Genomic DNA, 13,844 nt, shown 5'->3' with positions numbered 1-13,844 from the left:
CTGCGTCAAAATAAACTACACAGCGGCTCCTCCAAAAAATTCAAACTGCGCTATGGGGGCGCCGCCGGTGACAAACGTTCTCGAAAAAGCAAGACAACTCTTGGCCAAAAGAAGCGTGGCCGTTTCGGCTGCCATCCTTGCCCTGATCATTGCCGCGGCTGTCTTCCTCGCGCCCCGTTATCTGACCCAGCCTGTGGCCGAGATCACCTATTCCGAGTTTACGCGTGAACTGGCGCAGAAGAAGGTTCAGAAGGTTCTGATCGAGAGCGGCGGCCTCTCCGTCTCCCTGGCAGATCGCAACGTCTTCGTCCGCATGCCGAATGGTCTCGTCAGTGCCGATTATATCGAGCGTGTCACCGCCTCCGGGGCCGAGGTCGATTTCAGGAAGCCCGGCTTCGATCCGGCCCATATGGCGAGCATCATCGTGCCCATCGTGCTGGTTCTGGCTGTGCTCGCCATGCTGGCGATCCAGACAGACTTCAAGCCGACCTCCCGCTGGCCCAAGGTGGTTCGCAGCATCCCGAATCGCTTCGACGACGTGGCAGGCCAGGAGGAGGCCAAGGCCGAACTGCAGGAGGTGATCGCCTTCCTGAAGGACTCGGATGCCTTCACCAAAGTCGGAGCCCGCATCCCCCGTGGGCTGCTGATGGTAGGCCCTCCGGGGACGGGAAAGACCCTGATCGCCAAGGCTCTGGCCGGTGAGGCGGGCGTCTCCTTCATGGCCGTATCGGGCAGCGATTTCTCGGCGCCGCTGATCGGCATCGCCAAGGGCCGCGTATCCAAGCTCTTCGAACAGGCCCGCAAGAAGGCTCCCTGCCTGATCTTCATCGATGAGATCGACGCCATCGGCCGCAAGCGTGGGGGCGGGGGATCGGCCGCCGACCGGGAGTTCGAGTCCACCCTGAACCAACTCCTGGTGGAGATGGACGGCTTCAACACCACGGCGGGTGTGATCGTCATCGGTGCTACGAATCGCGTCGACGTGCTCGATCCGGCGCTCCTGCGCCCCGGACGCTTCGACCGGCAGGTCCATATCGGGCTGCCTGACATCTCCGGCCGCGAGGCGATCCTCAACGTTCACGCCCGTAGCGTGAAGCTGGCCCAAGGAGTCAGCCTTGCCTCCATCGCCAAGGGGACGCCCGGCTTTTCGGGTGCCGATCTCAGTAACCTTCTGAACGAGGCTGCCATCTTCGCGGCCCGCGAAGGCGTCGCGGAGGTGACCCGCGAGCATCTGGAGGCCGCCCGCAACAAGATCATCATGGGGCTTGAGCGCCGCTCCCTCGTGATTACGGACGAGGAGCGCAGGCTCGTGGCGGTGCACGAGGCCGGACACGCCCTCTGCGCGACCCTGCTTCCAGCCTCCGACCAGGTACACAGCGCTACCATCATTCCCCATGGCCAGGCGCTCGGCCTCGTCATGCGTCTGCCGGAGCATGACCGTTTCTGCATCCCGGTGGAGCAGCTCGAGGCGGATCTCATCGTCGCCATGGGCGGCCGCGCAGCCGAGGAGGTCGTATTCGGGCCGAAGAAGGTTACGACGGGCGCCGCCAGCGATATTGCGCATGCCACCAACATCGTGACCCGGATGGTCACCGAGTGGGGCATGAGCCCGGCGATCGGCATGGTTCGCGTCACCCGCGCGGGTGACAATCTTCCGAGGGAAGTCGAGCAGGAGATTCGCCGTATTATCGACGAGATGTATGAGGCGGCGAAAGGCTGCATCGATGACAATCGCGATGCCCTTGATGCCCTGACGGAGGCGCTGCTGGAGCAAGAGACGCTCGAGGGCGACGAGGTCCGCCGGATCGTTCATAAGCAGCAGGCGAGATTGGCTGCCTGAACCGGCCACCTCCCAGCCTCATCTGGTTGCTGACAGTGCCCGCAATTCACTTGCTGGCAGCAGAGCGTGATTTTTCCTATGGTGCACCACAAGGGGCCTTCGCATGAAAAAACTCGTCCGCGCCGCTTGCGTCATCAGCATCGGTTTCCTCGTCACGGCCTGCGACAAGTGTGGCAACTGGAGTATCAATACCCCACAGGTTTGCCACGAGACCAAGCCGCAAGGGTGAAAGGCTGAACTTCAAGCGTCTTGCGGCAGGGTGTAATCTGACGTCGATGACGCGGCATTATCGCGCCCGCAACTCTCCATCGCCCCAAGTTTCGCGGGTGACTGTAAGGCCGAGTTGCTCCTCGAGCAGAGCCACGTAGAGATCCGGCCGCGACACATAGGGAAAGTGCCCGCCCGATTCAAAACGGTAGGCGACCGACGGTTTCAGGCGCGTTCTCACGACTTCGCGCATCGCTGGTGGAATGAGAGGGTCGTCGACGCTCTCGATTGTCGCAATCCGCTCCCGCGGCAGATCGAGGGGCGGCAGCTCCGGCCCTTGTTTCAGAGCGTTCAGCCGTGCGCGCAGTTCCGGCTCGGGAATTCTTCCGCCGACTTCCGCCATGAGCAGATTGACCAGTTCCGCCTGATCCGGATGAGCATCGCGCCACGCGTCAAGACCGCGACCGAACCCAGCGCGGAGTTCCTCGATCGGTGCATTGTCGAGATCGGAGGAGTAGGGCGGCCGGGCGGCGATTCCAGCAACCGAGTGCAGTGTGTTGGCTGCAATAAGCCTCTCGGTAATGTGCGGATACGCGGCGGCGAAATATTGCGCCAGATACCCTCCGAGGGAGGAGCCGAGCACCGTGACGCGGCCAAGGCCGAGCCTGTCGCACAACTCCGCGAGATCGCTCGCCCATTCGGCCACGCTGCCACTGCTGGGATAGGACACAGCGATGATGCGGGCGCGATCCTCCAAGGCCTCGATCTGCTGCCAGAAGATGTCGCCGCGGCCCAAGGTGCCGGGAATGAGCAACAGGGCTGGGCCAGTACCACCTGTCTGGAGATACCCCCACTCGCGGCTGCCGATGAGGATCCGCTGCTCAGGGTGGCGAGCCGCAAAACGGTCTCGGGCTGCGATCAGGCGATTGACCATGCGAACACCTCCTTCAACTCAGGCCGACGACAGGTTACGGCACGCACAGGCTGCCGTAGGTGACGTCCAAACACCAGGGGCGGAGCGCGGCTATACTGTTGAAGTGTCTATGGAGAAGTGGTGGCTCCAAAGGCCTGATCAGGTGCTCCGCCGTTCGATCAGAACATGGCCGGTGTCGATGATGCGGGAGGCGCCTGCAGGCTGTTCACCATGAATGCCGGCGAGGATCAGGCGTGCAACTTCCTTGCCAATCAAATCTCCGGAAGGGCGGATTGTTGTCAGGGAAGGAATGCATGAAGCGCTGAAATCGAGGTCCCCGAAGCCCACCACGGCGATTGTGTCCGGAATAGGGATGCCTTGGCGCTGGCACTCGAAGAGCGCGCCCAAGGCGATCAGGTCGTTTGAGCAGGCAATACCATCGAGGTCCGGGATCTGCTGGAGGGCACGGCTCAACAGGAGCGATCCGGCCTCGACCGTGGCGGCGCCTGGATGATTGATAACCTCGCAGGTTACGTGCTCCGCCGCACGCTTGGCTTCTTCGGCAAATCCGCTCGCCCGTTTGGCAGCGCGATGATCCTCCTGCATGCGGGCGCCCAGGAATGCGATTGAGCGGCGTCTCTTGGCCAGGAGATGGCGGGCGGCGGATGCGCCTACATGCGGGTGTGAAAAACCCACGGCCATATCAACTGGCTCTCCGCCGATCTCCCACATCTCGACAACGGGCACGCCGCTCGCCTGCAGAAGCTTGCGGGTCTCGGCGCTGTGTGACAGGCCCGTCAGAACGACGGCGGCCGGAGCCCAGGCGAGGGCCGTTCGAACAAGGGCCTCTTCCTGATCCTCTCCATACTCGCTATGGCCAAGGATGACCTGCAGGCCCTCCGCGGCCAGTTCGGCCTGAAGAGTGGACACCGTCTCGGCGAAGAAGGCGTTGCGAATCGACGGTACGATGATGCTGACCACTTTCGATGACGCGGCCGCGAGTCCCCCTGCGACCAGATTGGGAACATAGCCCAAGGTTGAAATGGCGCGGGCGATCTCCTGGCCTGCCGCCGGGGAAACAGCGGAGGGCTTGCGCAGGTAGAGCGACACCGTGGAAGGGGAGACCTGAGCGAGCCTTGCCACGTCCATCATCGTCACGCGCTGCATCTTGCGCCGCTTCCGCGGCACGCGATTCTGCAAGCTGCTGCCAGTGTCCATTCGTCTGTCTTTCGTAGCGCTCCGAGAGAATAGTTTCCGGCAGTATAAGGTTCAAGAGGTGATATCCCAAGCGAAAACGCCTTAGGTATGGCCAAAAATTCGCTTTCTCATTGCTCCTGGACTCGCCCGAAAGCTGCTTGCATCGAGTTCATCGTAGCGCTATGATAGATGCAATGAGCCTTACGCCTGGGACTTATCGCCAGGGGATTATGTGCAGGCGCGCCACCTTCGAGCACGCTGCAAAGCAACAGGGAGGGAGCATGTCGTCCGTCAGCTTCCGCAAGCTTGAGAAGAGTTACGGTGCTCTAAAGATCGTCAAGGGCATCGACTTGGAGATTGCCGACCGCGAGTTCGTGGTGCTGGTGGGCCCGTCGGGTTGCGGTAAGTCGACGACCCTTCGCATGCTGGCGGGCCTGGAGAGCATCAGCGGCGGCGAGATCCGCATCGGCGAGCGGGTGGTGAACAAGCTGCCGCCCCGGGAGCGCGACATCGCCATGGTGTTCCAGGATTACGCGCTCTACCCGCACAAAACCGTCTACGAGAATATGGCCTTCAGCCTGAAGGTGCGCGGGATTCCTTCCGCCGAGATCAAGCCGCGCATCACCCAGGCGGCCGAGATGCTCGGAATCACCCAACTCCTCGAGAGGAAGCCGAGCCAGCTTTCCGGCGGCCAGCGCCAGCGCGTTGCCATGGGCCGCGCGATCGTGCGCCGTCCCCAGGTCTTCCTGTTCGACGAACCGCTTTCCAACCTCGATGCCAAGCTGCGCGGTCAGGTTCGCACGGAAATCAAGCGCCTCCATCAGGCCATCGGCACCACCATCATCTATGTGACCCACGATCAGGTTGAGGCGATGACGCTCGCCGACCGCATCGTGATCCTCAAGGGTGGCGAGATTGAGCAGGTCGGCACCCCGGACGAGGTCTACAACTCGCCAGCCAGCGTCTTCGTCGGCGGCTTCATCGGATCGCCGGCCATGAATTTCGCCAAGGGTACGATCCGCGGCGGGCAGGTGATGTTCGACGGCGGGGCCAGCCTTCCGCTTCAAAGCCATGCCGCCGGGAAAGCCGGTGGCCTCGAAGGGCGCGATGTGATCGTCGGCATTCGTCCGGAGCATTTCGTGCCAGCCGGCGAGGGCCATGCCCTGTCGGGACGGGTGCAGGTCGTCGAGCCGCTTGGCTCCGATACGCTCATCCACTTCGTCCTCGGTTCGTCCACGCTGACGGCGCGTGGTGCGCCGGAGATGCGCCCGAACCCTGGCGAGGATCTCACCATCGGTGTCGATCCTTCGCGGATCCACCTTTTCGATGCGGCAACGGAACGGGCCATCGCCTGACAGGCGCAGGTCAATAAAGGATGTCGGCAAGGAACCGGCATCGTCAAACTTCCATGGAGGAAACGATGACTTTGAAAACAACCATGACACTGCTTCTCGCAGGTGCGGCCATGACCCTGTCCGCATCCGCCGCGACGGCGCAGACCAACCTGCGGGTTTTCGTGTCGAGCCAGCACCGCCCTGACGTGTGGCGCAAGGCCTTCGACATGTACGAGGCGAAGAACGCGAACGTGAAGGTGACGATCGAGACCGGCGGCAACACCTCCGAGCAGCAGGCGCAGTACCTCAACACCGTCATGACGGCGAAGGACCCCTCCCTCGACATCATGATCCTCGACGTGATCCGTCCGGCGCAATATGCAGCAGCCGGTTGGACTGTGCCGTTCAACGACGTGCTCGGCAACGATGCCGCCAGCGCGATGAAGCGTTATCTCCCGGCTTACGCCGAGGCCAACACGGTCGACGGCAAGGTCGTGGCGCTGCCGGCTTTCGCCGATGCCATGTTCCTCTACTACCGCAAGGATCTTTTGGAGAAGCACGGCATCCAGCCGCCGCAGACCTGGGGCGAACTCGCCGCGGCTGCCAAGAAGGTCACTGAGGCCGAGAAGGATCCGAACCTTCAGGGTCTGTCCTTCCAGGGCAAGGCGATTGAGGGCGCCGTGTGCACCTTCCTCCTGCCGTACTGGAGCATGGGCAAGCAGCTTGTCTCCGACGGTAAGCTCTCCTTCGACAAAGAAGCGGCCGTGAAGTCACTGAAGCTGTGGAAGGACTTCGTCGATCAGGGCGTCGCCAAGAAGAACATCGCGGAAGTGGCGACCGACGATACCCGTAAGGAGTTCCAGGCCGGCAACGTGCTCTTCGCGGTGAACTGGTCTTATGCCTGGGGTCAGTTCCAGGGCGCTGAGTCGGCCGTGAAGGATAAGGTTGGAGTCGTGAAGCTTCCGGCAGTGCAGGGCGGCCAGCCGGCCTCCTGCCTCGGCGGCTGGGAATGGGGCGTGTCCGCCTATTCCAACAACAAGACCGAGGCGCAGAAGTTCGTCCAGTACCTGTCGAGCCCGGAAGTCTCGGAGTTCATGGCGATCAATGCAGCCCTGCTCCCGCAGTTCCCCGAGGTCTACACGGACGCTGACGTGACCAAGGCCGTGCCGTGGTTCGCGAATGCCCGTCCTGTGGTCGAGACCGCCAAGGCTCGCCCCGTGACACCGCGCTACAACGAGGTGAGCGAGATCATCCGCACCACCGTCAATGGTGTTCTGGCCGGGCAGTCGACGCCCGAGGAAGGCGCCACGCAGATGGAGGGCCGCCTGCGTCGCGTGCTGCGCTAAGGCACACTACAATAGCTCTCCGACGGACGCCCACGGGCGTCCGTCACCCCAATGTTGCAAACGGGCAGGATGACACGATGGCAACGGTCAGCGAAACGACCCTAGTGGCCCCGCAAAACGAGAGCGGCACCAAGTGGTGGACGCGGTTCCTTGATCCGAGCGAGCGCACCCTGGCCGTGCTGCTGCTGATGCCGGCAGCCCTCCTCCTGACGCTCATCATCGTCTATCCCGTCTGCCGTTTGATCTGGACTAGCTTCCAGAACCTGTCGCTCACCTCCGGCTTGCCTGCGACCTTCGCCGGGCTTGAGAACTACAGCCTCATGCTGGATGACCCGGTGTTCTGGGAGACGACCCGGAACACGGTGCTCATCACGCTCATCACCGTTCCGGGGGCGTTGTTCGTCGGTCTGGCGCTCGCCCTGATGGCCAACCTGCCGTTCAACGTGAAATGGCCGGTCCGTCTCTCGCTTCTCATTCCCTGGGCGCTGCCGCTTTCGTTCGCCGGCCTCATCTTCGCATGGTTCTTCCATTCCGAATACGGCGTGGTGAACGACGTGCTCCGGCGCCTCGGCATCGAAGGGGTGATCTGGTTCAACTCCGCCAATTGGGCCTTCGCCGCGATCTGTCTCACGATCATCTGGAAGACCTCGTCCTTCATGGCGCTCATCATCCTCGCAGGCCTCCAGACGATCCCGCGCTCGCTCTATGAGGCAGCCGATGTGGATGGGGCAGGGCGCCTCAGGCAGTTCTTCGAGATCACCCTGCCGCTGCTCAAGCCTGCCATCGTTGTCGCCCTGATCTTCCGCACCATCACGGCGCTCCAGACGTTCGACATCCCGTTCACCATGACACGCGGCGGCCCTGGCACATCCACGGCGACGCTTGCCATGTACATCCACCAGAACACGGTCGACTTCCTCGATCTCGGCTACGGCTCGGCGCTCGCCGTCGTCATGTTCGCCCTCTCCATGGCCGTGACGGCAGTCTACCTGCGCATGATCCGGGCCAAGGGATGACAGCCATGAGCCACGATACGACTGCCAGCCGCTCGCTCTTCTCCGGCACGCCCCTGCGTATCCTGATCGGGTTCATCCTGGTCGTGAACGGTATGTTCCCGGCGCTGTGGATCCTGTTCACGTCGCTCAAGACGGAAGCCGAGCTGACCGTGAAACCAATCACCTGGCTGCCGCATGCGCCGACGGTTGCAAATTATCTGCGCGCCTTCACGGACCAGCCCCTGCTGCTGTTCCTGTTCAACAGCTTCATGGTGGCGATCCTCTCCACCGCGCTGACGCTCTTCATCTCCGTTCTCGCTGCGTATGCGCTGGCTCGGCTCCAGATCCGCGGACGGGATCTTATTCTCTCGGCCATCATCGCCGTTTCGACCTTCCCGCTCGTCACGCTGCTGGTGCCTCTCTTCGAGATCATGCGGGCGCTTGGCCTCCTCAATACCTGGGTGGCCCTGATCCTGCCCTACACGGTGCTGAGCCTGCCGGTCTGCACCCTGATCCTCGTGTCGTTCTTCGAGGGCATTCCGCGCGATCTGGAAAACTCCGCCATGATCGACGGCTGCACCCGCATTGGTGCCCTTTTCAAGGTCGTGGTGCCGCTCTCGGCGCCGGGTGTGTTTACGGCAGGAATTCTCGCCTTCGTGAACGCCTGGGACGAGTTCCTGCTTGCGCTATCTTTCAACTCCAACCCGGCCCTGCGCACGCTCCCCGTAGGCATCACGCTCTATCAGGGTGAGTTCGCTTTCCCCTGGCCGGTGATCTCGGCGGCGCTCGTCGTCGGCATCGTGCCGGTTGCGGTTCTGATCGTGATCTTCCAGGAGCGCGTCGTGTCCGGCCTGACCTCCGGCGGCATCAAGGGATAAGGATCGTTTCGAGATGACACGCCGAACAATCGGGGAATTGCGGAGCCAGCGCTGGTATGCCTCCGACGACATGCGCGGCTTCGCCCATCGGCAGCGCACGCAGCAGATGGGCCTGCGGCGGGAGGAATTCCTCGGAAAGCCCGTTGTTGCCATCGTCAACACTTGGAGCGAACTCAGCCCCTGCCACTCGCACCTGCGCGACCGCGCCGAGGCGGTGAAGCGCGGCGTCTGGCAGGCGGGCGGCTACCCGGTTGAGCTGCCGGCGCTGTCAGTCGGTGAGGTGATGGTGAAGCCAACCACCATGCTCTACCGCAACTTCCTTGCCATGGAAGTCGAGGAGCTTCTGCGCTCGCATCCCATCGACGGCGCCGTGCTGCTCGGCGGCTGCGACAAGTCTACGCCCGGCCTCCTCATGGGGGCGATCAGCATGGACATTCCGGTGATCTACTGCCCGGCAGGCCCCATGTCGAACGGACAGTGGCGCGGGCACAAGACGGGTGCGGGCACCCACACGAAAAAATACTGGGATGAGCTGCGTGCCGGCAATATCACCCAAGACGATTGGGTGGATCTCGAAAGCCGGATGACCCGCTCCATCGGCACCTGCAACACCATGGGCACGGCGTCCACCATGACCTCCATCGTGGACGCTATGGGTCTCACGCTCCCGGGCGCATCCTCGATCCCTGCCGCCGACAGCGGCCACCCGCGCATGGCATCGGCCTGTGGCGAGCACGTCATCGAGATGATCTGGGAGGACTGGAAGCCCTCCCGATTCCTTGATGCGAAGAGCTTCCGCAATGGCCTTGTCGCCTATATGGCCCTTGGCGGGTCGACCAACGCCGCCGTTCACCTGATCGCAATGGCACGCCGGGCGGGCGTTGATCTGACCCTTGACGACATGTCAGACATGGCCGGACGGGTGCCCGTCTGCGCGAACCTCTTTCCATCGGGCGAGTACCTGATGGAGGATTTCTACTTCGCCGGCGGAATTCTGGCGCAGCTCAAGAAGCTGGAGCGGCATCTCGACCGTGACGCCATGACGGTGAACGGTAAGACACTTGGCGAGAACATCGCCGGAGCCGAGTGCTGGAACGACGAGGTCATCCGGGGCGAGGACAACCCGGTCGTGCCGCTTTCCCGCGGCAAGACGCTGGCGGTGCTGCGCGGCAACCTCGCTCCCAACGGTGCCGTCATGAAGTCCTCGGCGGCCAACCCGAAATTTCTCAAGCATGTAGGCCCTGCGCTTGTCTTCGACAGCCCCGCCGAGATGAACCGCACCATTGACGATCCCGATCTCGACATTACGGAGGACACGGTCGTCGTGCTCCGCAATGCCGGTCCAGTTGGCGCACCCGGCATGCCGGAATGGGGCAATCTGCCGATCCCGAAGAAGCTGCTGAAACAGGGCGTGCGCGACATGGCGCGCATCTGCGACGGGCGCATGAGCGGAACCCACTACGGCACCTGCATCCTGCACGTGGCGCCGGAAGCCGCAATTGGTGGACCCCTCGGGCTTCTCAAGACAGGCGACCTCGTGGAAATCGACGTGGAAGCCGGGCGCCTGGACATGAAAGTTGATGACAAGGAGCTGGAGCGCCGCCGCGCCGAGTGGAAGCCCGGAGCCCTGCGCTACGAGCGATCCTTCGCGGCCCTCTACCAGCGCCACGTCTCTCAAGCCGATGAAGGCTGCGACTTCGACTTCCTGTCCACACGCGGCCTCGTGGCCGAGCCGTCGATTTTCTGAAAGTTCTGTCATGATCAGCATCGAGAACCGCTTCAAAAGCTGGCTGAAGGGGCAAGGACCCAAGCCGCCGCTCGGCACTTGGCTCATGGCGGCCGCTCCGGCGACCGCCGAGGCTATGGGCTATAGCGGCTTCGACTTCCTCGTGGTCGACATGGAGCACGTGCCGATCGAGGTGTCGGATCTGGCGCATATCCTGCGAGCCGTCGGCTGCACGCCGGCCGATGCTGTGGTGCGGCTTGCCTGGAACGATCAGGTGCTCGTGAAGCGCGTGCTCGATGCGGGCGCCCAAACGATCATGCTGCCTTTCGTGCAGACTGCCGAGGAAGCGCGTCTGGCCGTCTCGTTCGCGAAGTACCCGCCGCACGGCGTGCGTGGTGTCGCCGCCGTGCATCGTGGCTCGCGCTTCGGCCGCGCGGCGGATTATCTCAAACGAGCCAATGATCAGGTTGCTGTCATCGCCCAGCTCGAAACGCCGGAGGCGATTGAGCGGTTGCCGGAGATTGCGGCAGTTCCCGGAATCGACGCCCTATTCGTTGGGCCTGGTGATCTTGCGGCCGCCATGGGCCATATCGGCAACATCGCGCATCCTGATGTTCAGGCGCTGATCGAGAAGGCAGCCAGGATGGCGCAGGAAGCCGGTAAGCCGGTCGGCATCGTCGGGCCTAATCCAGACATGGTCAAGCGCTTCATCAGCTACGGCTACAGCTACGTAGCGGTGGCTTCAGATATCGCCATGATGACGAGCCGCGCCTCCGAATGGCTCGGCGCTCTCAGGGGCGAGGCTGCCCCGGCTCCCGCCGCGCCCGCCGCAGCTTATTAGAGACGTGAGGAGGCCATCCTGATCGTCACGCTCAGGAGCAGTGCGCTGAAGCTCGATCTGGCGCCAACCATCGGCGGCGCCATCGCGGGCTTCCGGCATGGCGACGTGGCGCTGATGCGCGAGACCCCCGAGCAGGTCTTGCGCGACGGGTTGGTGCGGCAGACCTGCTGCTACCCGCTCATCCCCTACAGCAACCGCATCGCTAAAGGACGTTTCACGTTCGAGGGCATTGAGCATCGGCTGGCGCTGAACTTCGGCGATCACCCACATTCCATTCACGGCAACGCCTGGCAGAGGCCCTGGCAGGTTGTGGAAGCCGATGATGCACGCTGCCGTCTTGCGCTCCTTCATCGGCCGGATGGAGATGCGGCGAAGGAGTGGCCCTTCGCCTACCGCGCCGAGCAGCTTTTCGAACTCTCTCCGGATGGATTGACGCTCACGTTGATGCTTGAGAACGAGGATCATCGCGCCATGCCGGCCGGCTTGGGATTGCACCCGTTCTTCCCCAAGCGCCCTGGCGTCCGCCTGCAGTTCGCGGCTGAGCGCGTCTACCCCAATCGCGAGGATTCGCTTCCGATGGACAGCATCCCTGTTCCGGATCTTTGGAGCTACCGAGCTATGCGCGAAGTGGGTGAGCCGCGTCTCGACAACTGCTTTGCCGGCTGGGATGGGAAGGCTCGTATTGTCTATCCTCAGGAGAACGTCGCCTTGAGCATCGAGGCCGATCCGCTTTTCGGCCACCTGGTGGTGTATGTCCCCACAGAGCGGAATTTCTTTGCAGTGGAGCCGGTGAGTCATATGAACAATGCCATCAGCCGGCGTGATCCATCACATCATGGGCTCACGGTGCTGAGGTCTGGCGAGCGCCTAACCGCGCGGGTGCGGTTCGGCGTGGAGGCCCTGTCATGAGCCTGAAAGTTGCGTTGGATGTTCGTGCCGAGCTCGGGGAGTGCCCGATCTGGTCCGTCGATGAGCAGGCGCTCTACTTCGTCAACATCAAGGGTAGGGCGCTCCACCGCTTTGAGCCCGCGAGGGGCGAGCACAGGACCTTCGTGATGCCGGAGGAAATCGGCTGCATCGGGTTCAGAAAAGGCGGCGGTTTCATCGCAGGCTTCCGCTCAGGGCTCTGGCTGCTGGCTGCTGACGGCAACCGCACGCGCAAGCTTGCGGACAATCCGGAGGACCAGCGCACGAGCCGGTTCAACGACGGGCGTGTCGATCCGGCAGGACGCTTCCTGGCCGGTACCATCGATGAGCCTAAGGACGGCGGCAAGGCGCATCTCTACCGCTACGACTCTCGCGGACTTGCAACACTTGCCGGCAATCTTCTGACCTCCAACGGCGTCGCCTTCTCGCCCGATGGGCGCACCCTCTACCACTCGGACACGCCAACCTTTACGGTGTGGCGCTACGCCTATGATCCCGCAACAGGCGAAGTCACGGACAGGACCCTGTTCGTGCGTCTTCATCCCACCGAAACGGATCGCGGACGTCCCGATGGCGCGGCCGTGGATGCGGAAGGCTGCTACTGGACGGCCTTGTTCGAAGGCGGGCGGATCCAGCGCTATTCGCCGGACGGGCGCCTGCTGGCTGAATATCTCGTCCCGGCTCGCTGCCCCACCATGGTCTGCCTCGGCGGTCCCGATCTGAAGACCCTGTACGTGACGTCCGCCCGCACCGGCCGTTCCGATGATGAACTGAAGACATATCCGCATTCCGGCAGTCTCTTCGCCATGCCGGTCGATGTGCCGGGCCTGCCGGAATACGAATTCGACTCTTTTCTTTAAGGCTACATTGCCATGTCGTTCGATTATGCAACCGCTCAATACCGCTCGCTTTCAGGCAGATCCGTCATCGTCACTGGCGGTGCATCCGGAATCGGAGAGGAGATGGTCAGGGCCTTTGTCGCACAGGGCGCGCGCGTCTCCTTCATCGATATTTCGAAGGGTGCAGGCGAAGCTCTGGCGGGCGAAACGGGCGCGGGCTTCCATGCCTGCGATGTCACCGACATTCCGGCCCTACGCGAGGCTCTGTCCCGGATCGAGGACGATCACGGCAGCGTGGATGTTCTCGTCAACAATGCGGGCAAGGACGACCGGCACGACCTGGGCGAAGTAGAGCCCGATTACTGGCGGCGCGCGCTGGCGCTCAACCTCGATCACCAGTTCTTCGCCACGCAGGCGGTCTCAAAAGGCATGGCCGCACGCGGTGCCGGCTCCATCATAATGCTGGGCTCCATCTCGTGGATGCGTGGGCGTCCCGGAATGGTGGGTTATACCACCGCCAAGGCGGCAATCAACGGGATGACGCGCACTCTTGCCCGCGAATTGGGCCCGGCCGGGATACGAGTGAACTGCATCGTGCCCGGTGCGATCCTCACGGAGCGGCAAAAGAAGCTCTGGTTGACGCCGGAGCTGAACCAGCAGTTCCTCGATCTCCAAGCCTTGAAGTTCCGCCTCGATGCCAGCCATGTGGCCAGGATGGCGCTATTCCTTGCTTCCGACGAGAGTGGCGGCTGCACAGGCGCGAACTTCATCGTCGATGCCGGCCTGACGCAGAATTGAGAT

The 13,844-nt window shown here is 62.9% G+C and carries 13 protein-coding genes; 11 read left to right on the top strand and 2 right to left on the bottom strand.

The window, feature by feature from the left end:
* Window positions 1-100 precede the first annotated feature (100 nt).
* Together ftsH and IC232_RS32930 are read left to right on the top strand one after the other, a co-directional pair.
* Window positions 101-1,840 carry an ATP-dependent zinc metalloprotease FtsH gene (gene ftsH / locus IC232_RS18710; RefSeq protein ID WP_246812287.1) on the top strand — a complete coding sequence of 580 codons (1,740 nt, stop codon included), beginning with the start codon at window positions 101-103 and terminating at the stop codon, window positions 1,838-1,840.
* Between the two features lie 103 nt (window positions 1,841-1,943).
* Window positions 1,944-2,069: a hypothetical protein gene (locus tag IC232_RS32930; protein WP_281413402.1), complete on the top strand. Its 126-nt coding sequence runs from the start codon at window positions 1,944-1,946 to the stop codon at window positions 2,067-2,069.
* A gap of 57 nt (window positions 2,070-2,126) precedes the next feature.
* Here the strand turns inward: IC232_RS32930 and IC232_RS18705 are convergent, their stop codons facing one another.
* Both IC232_RS18705 and IC232_RS18700 read right to left on the bottom strand, forming a co-directional pair.
* The gene (locus IC232_RS18705) at window positions 2,127-2,981 is read right to left on the bottom strand and encodes an alpha/beta fold hydrolase (protein WP_190846497.1); all 855 of its coding nucleotides are present in this window, start codon (window positions 2,979-2,981) and stop codon (window positions 2,127-2,129) included.
* Between the two features lie 138 nt (window positions 2,982-3,119).
* Window positions 3,120-4,178 carry a LacI family DNA-binding transcriptional regulator gene (locus IC232_RS18700; protein WP_190846496.1) on the bottom strand — a complete coding sequence of 353 codons (1,059 nt, stop codon included), beginning with the start codon at window positions 4,176-4,178 and terminating at the stop codon, window positions 3,120-3,122.
* Window positions 4,179-4,438: 260 nt separating this feature from the next.
* Here IC232_RS18700 and IC232_RS18695 point away from each other — a divergent pair, with 260 nt between their 5' ends.
* The 9 genes from IC232_RS18695 (at window position 4,439) to IC232_RS18655 (ending at window position 13,841) form a co-directional block, all read left to right on the top strand.
* Window positions 4,439-5,512, top strand: a complete 1,074-nt coding sequence (locus IC232_RS18695; protein WP_190846495.1) for an ABC transporter ATP-binding protein — start codon at window positions 4,439-4,441, stop codon at window positions 5,510-5,512.
* Between the two features lie 65 nt (window positions 5,513-5,577).
* Window positions 5,578-6,837 carry an ABC transporter substrate-binding protein gene (locus tag IC232_RS18690; RefSeq protein WP_409564941.1) on the top strand — a complete coding sequence of 420 codons (1,260 nt, stop codon included), beginning with the start codon at window positions 5,578-5,580 and terminating at the stop codon, window positions 6,835-6,837.
* Window positions 6,838-6,914: 77 nt separating this feature from the next.
* Window positions 6,915-7,853 (top strand): carbohydrate ABC transporter permease, encoded by a 939-nt coding sequence (locus tag IC232_RS18685; RefSeq protein WP_190846494.1) that lies wholly within the window; start codon window positions 6,915-6,917, stop codon window positions 7,851-7,853.
* Window positions 7,854-7,858: 5 nt separating this feature from the next.
* A complete protein-coding gene (locus IC232_RS18680) occupies window positions 7,859-8,710 on the top strand; it encodes a carbohydrate ABC transporter permease (RefSeq protein WP_409564940.1) in 852 nt (283 codons plus the stop codon).
* Window positions 8,711-8,723: 13 nt separating this feature from the next.
* Entirely contained in the window at window positions 8,724-10,457 is a 1,734-nt protein-coding gene (gene araD / locus IC232_RS18675; protein ID WP_190846492.1) for an L-arabinonate dehydratase, read from the top strand.
* 10 nt (window positions 10,458-10,467) lie between these two features.
* The gene (locus tag IC232_RS18670) at window positions 10,468-11,277 is read left to right on the top strand and encodes an HpcH/HpaI aldolase family protein (RefSeq protein WP_190846491.1); all 810 of its coding nucleotides are present in this window, start codon (window positions 10,468-10,470) and stop codon (window positions 11,275-11,277) included.
* 15 nt (window positions 11,278-11,292) lie between these two features.
* Window positions 11,293-12,186 (top strand): aldose 1-epimerase, encoded by an 894-nt coding sequence (locus IC232_RS18665; RefSeq protein WP_190846534.1) that lies wholly within the window; start codon window positions 11,293-11,295, stop codon window positions 12,184-12,186.
* Window positions 12,183-13,064 (top strand): SMP-30/gluconolactonase/LRE family protein, encoded by an 882-nt coding sequence (locus tag IC232_RS18660; RefSeq protein WP_190846490.1) that lies wholly within the window; start codon window positions 12,183-12,185, stop codon window positions 13,062-13,064. The genes IC232_RS18665 and IC232_RS18660 overlap by 4 nt, the downstream gene beginning before the upstream one ends.
* A 12-nt stretch (window positions 13,065-13,076) precedes the next feature.
* Window positions 13,077-13,841, top strand: a complete 765-nt coding sequence (locus IC232_RS18655; RefSeq protein WP_190846489.1) for an SDR family NAD(P)-dependent oxidoreductase — start codon at window positions 13,077-13,079, stop codon at window positions 13,839-13,841.
* The last annotated feature ends 3 nt before the right edge of the window (window positions 13,842-13,844 follow it).

The organism is Microvirga sp. (assembly GCF_014699075.1).
Lineage (GTDB): Bacteria > Pseudomonadota > Alphaproteobacteria > Rhizobiales > Beijerinckiaceae > Microvirga.
This window is presented reverse-complemented; position numbering and strand designations above follow the sequence as displayed.

Bases quoted from the DNA above. Each gene is read 5' to 3' on its own strand.
- IC232_RS32930 (WP_281413402.1), top strand. From the start codon at position 1,944: ATGAAAAAACTCGTCCGCGCCGCTTGCGTCATCAGCATCGGTTTCCTC.
- IC232_RS18705 (WP_190846497.1), bottom strand. From the start codon at position 2,981: ATGGTCAATCGCCTGATCGCAGCCCGAGACCGTTTTGCGGCTCGCCAC.
- IC232_RS18700 (WP_190846496.1), bottom strand. From the start codon at position 4,178: ATGGACACTGGCAGCAGCTTGCAGAATCGCGTGCCGCGGAAGCGGCGC.
- IC232_RS18695 (WP_190846495.1), top strand. From the start codon at position 4,439: ATGTCGTCCGTCAGCTTCCGCAAGCTTGAGAAGAGTTACGGTGCTCTA.
- IC232_RS18690 (WP_409564941.1), top strand. From the start codon at position 5,578: ATGACTTTGAAAACAACCATGACACTGCTTCTCGCAGGTGCGGCCATG.
- IC232_RS18685 (WP_190846494.1), top strand. From the start codon at position 6,915: ATGGCAACGGTCAGCGAAACGACCCTAGTGGCCCCGCAAAACGAGAGC.
- IC232_RS18680 (WP_409564940.1), top strand. From the start codon at position 7,859: ATGAGCCACGATACGACTGCCAGCCGCTCGCTCTTCTCCGGCACGCCC.
- araD (WP_190846492.1), top strand. From the start codon at position 8,724: ATGACACGCCGAACAATCGGGGAATTGCGGAGCCAGCGCTGGTATGCC.
- IC232_RS18670 (WP_190846491.1), top strand. From the start codon at position 10,468: ATGATCAGCATCGAGAACCGCTTCAAAAGCTGGCTGAAGGGGCAAGGA.
- IC232_RS18660 (WP_190846490.1), top strand. From the start codon at position 12,183: ATGAGCCTGAAAGTTGCGTTGGATGTTCGTGCCGAGCTCGGGGAGTGC.
- IC232_RS18655 (WP_190846489.1), top strand. From the start codon at position 13,077: ATGTCGTTCGATTATGCAACCGCTCAATACCGCTCGCTTTCAGGCAGA.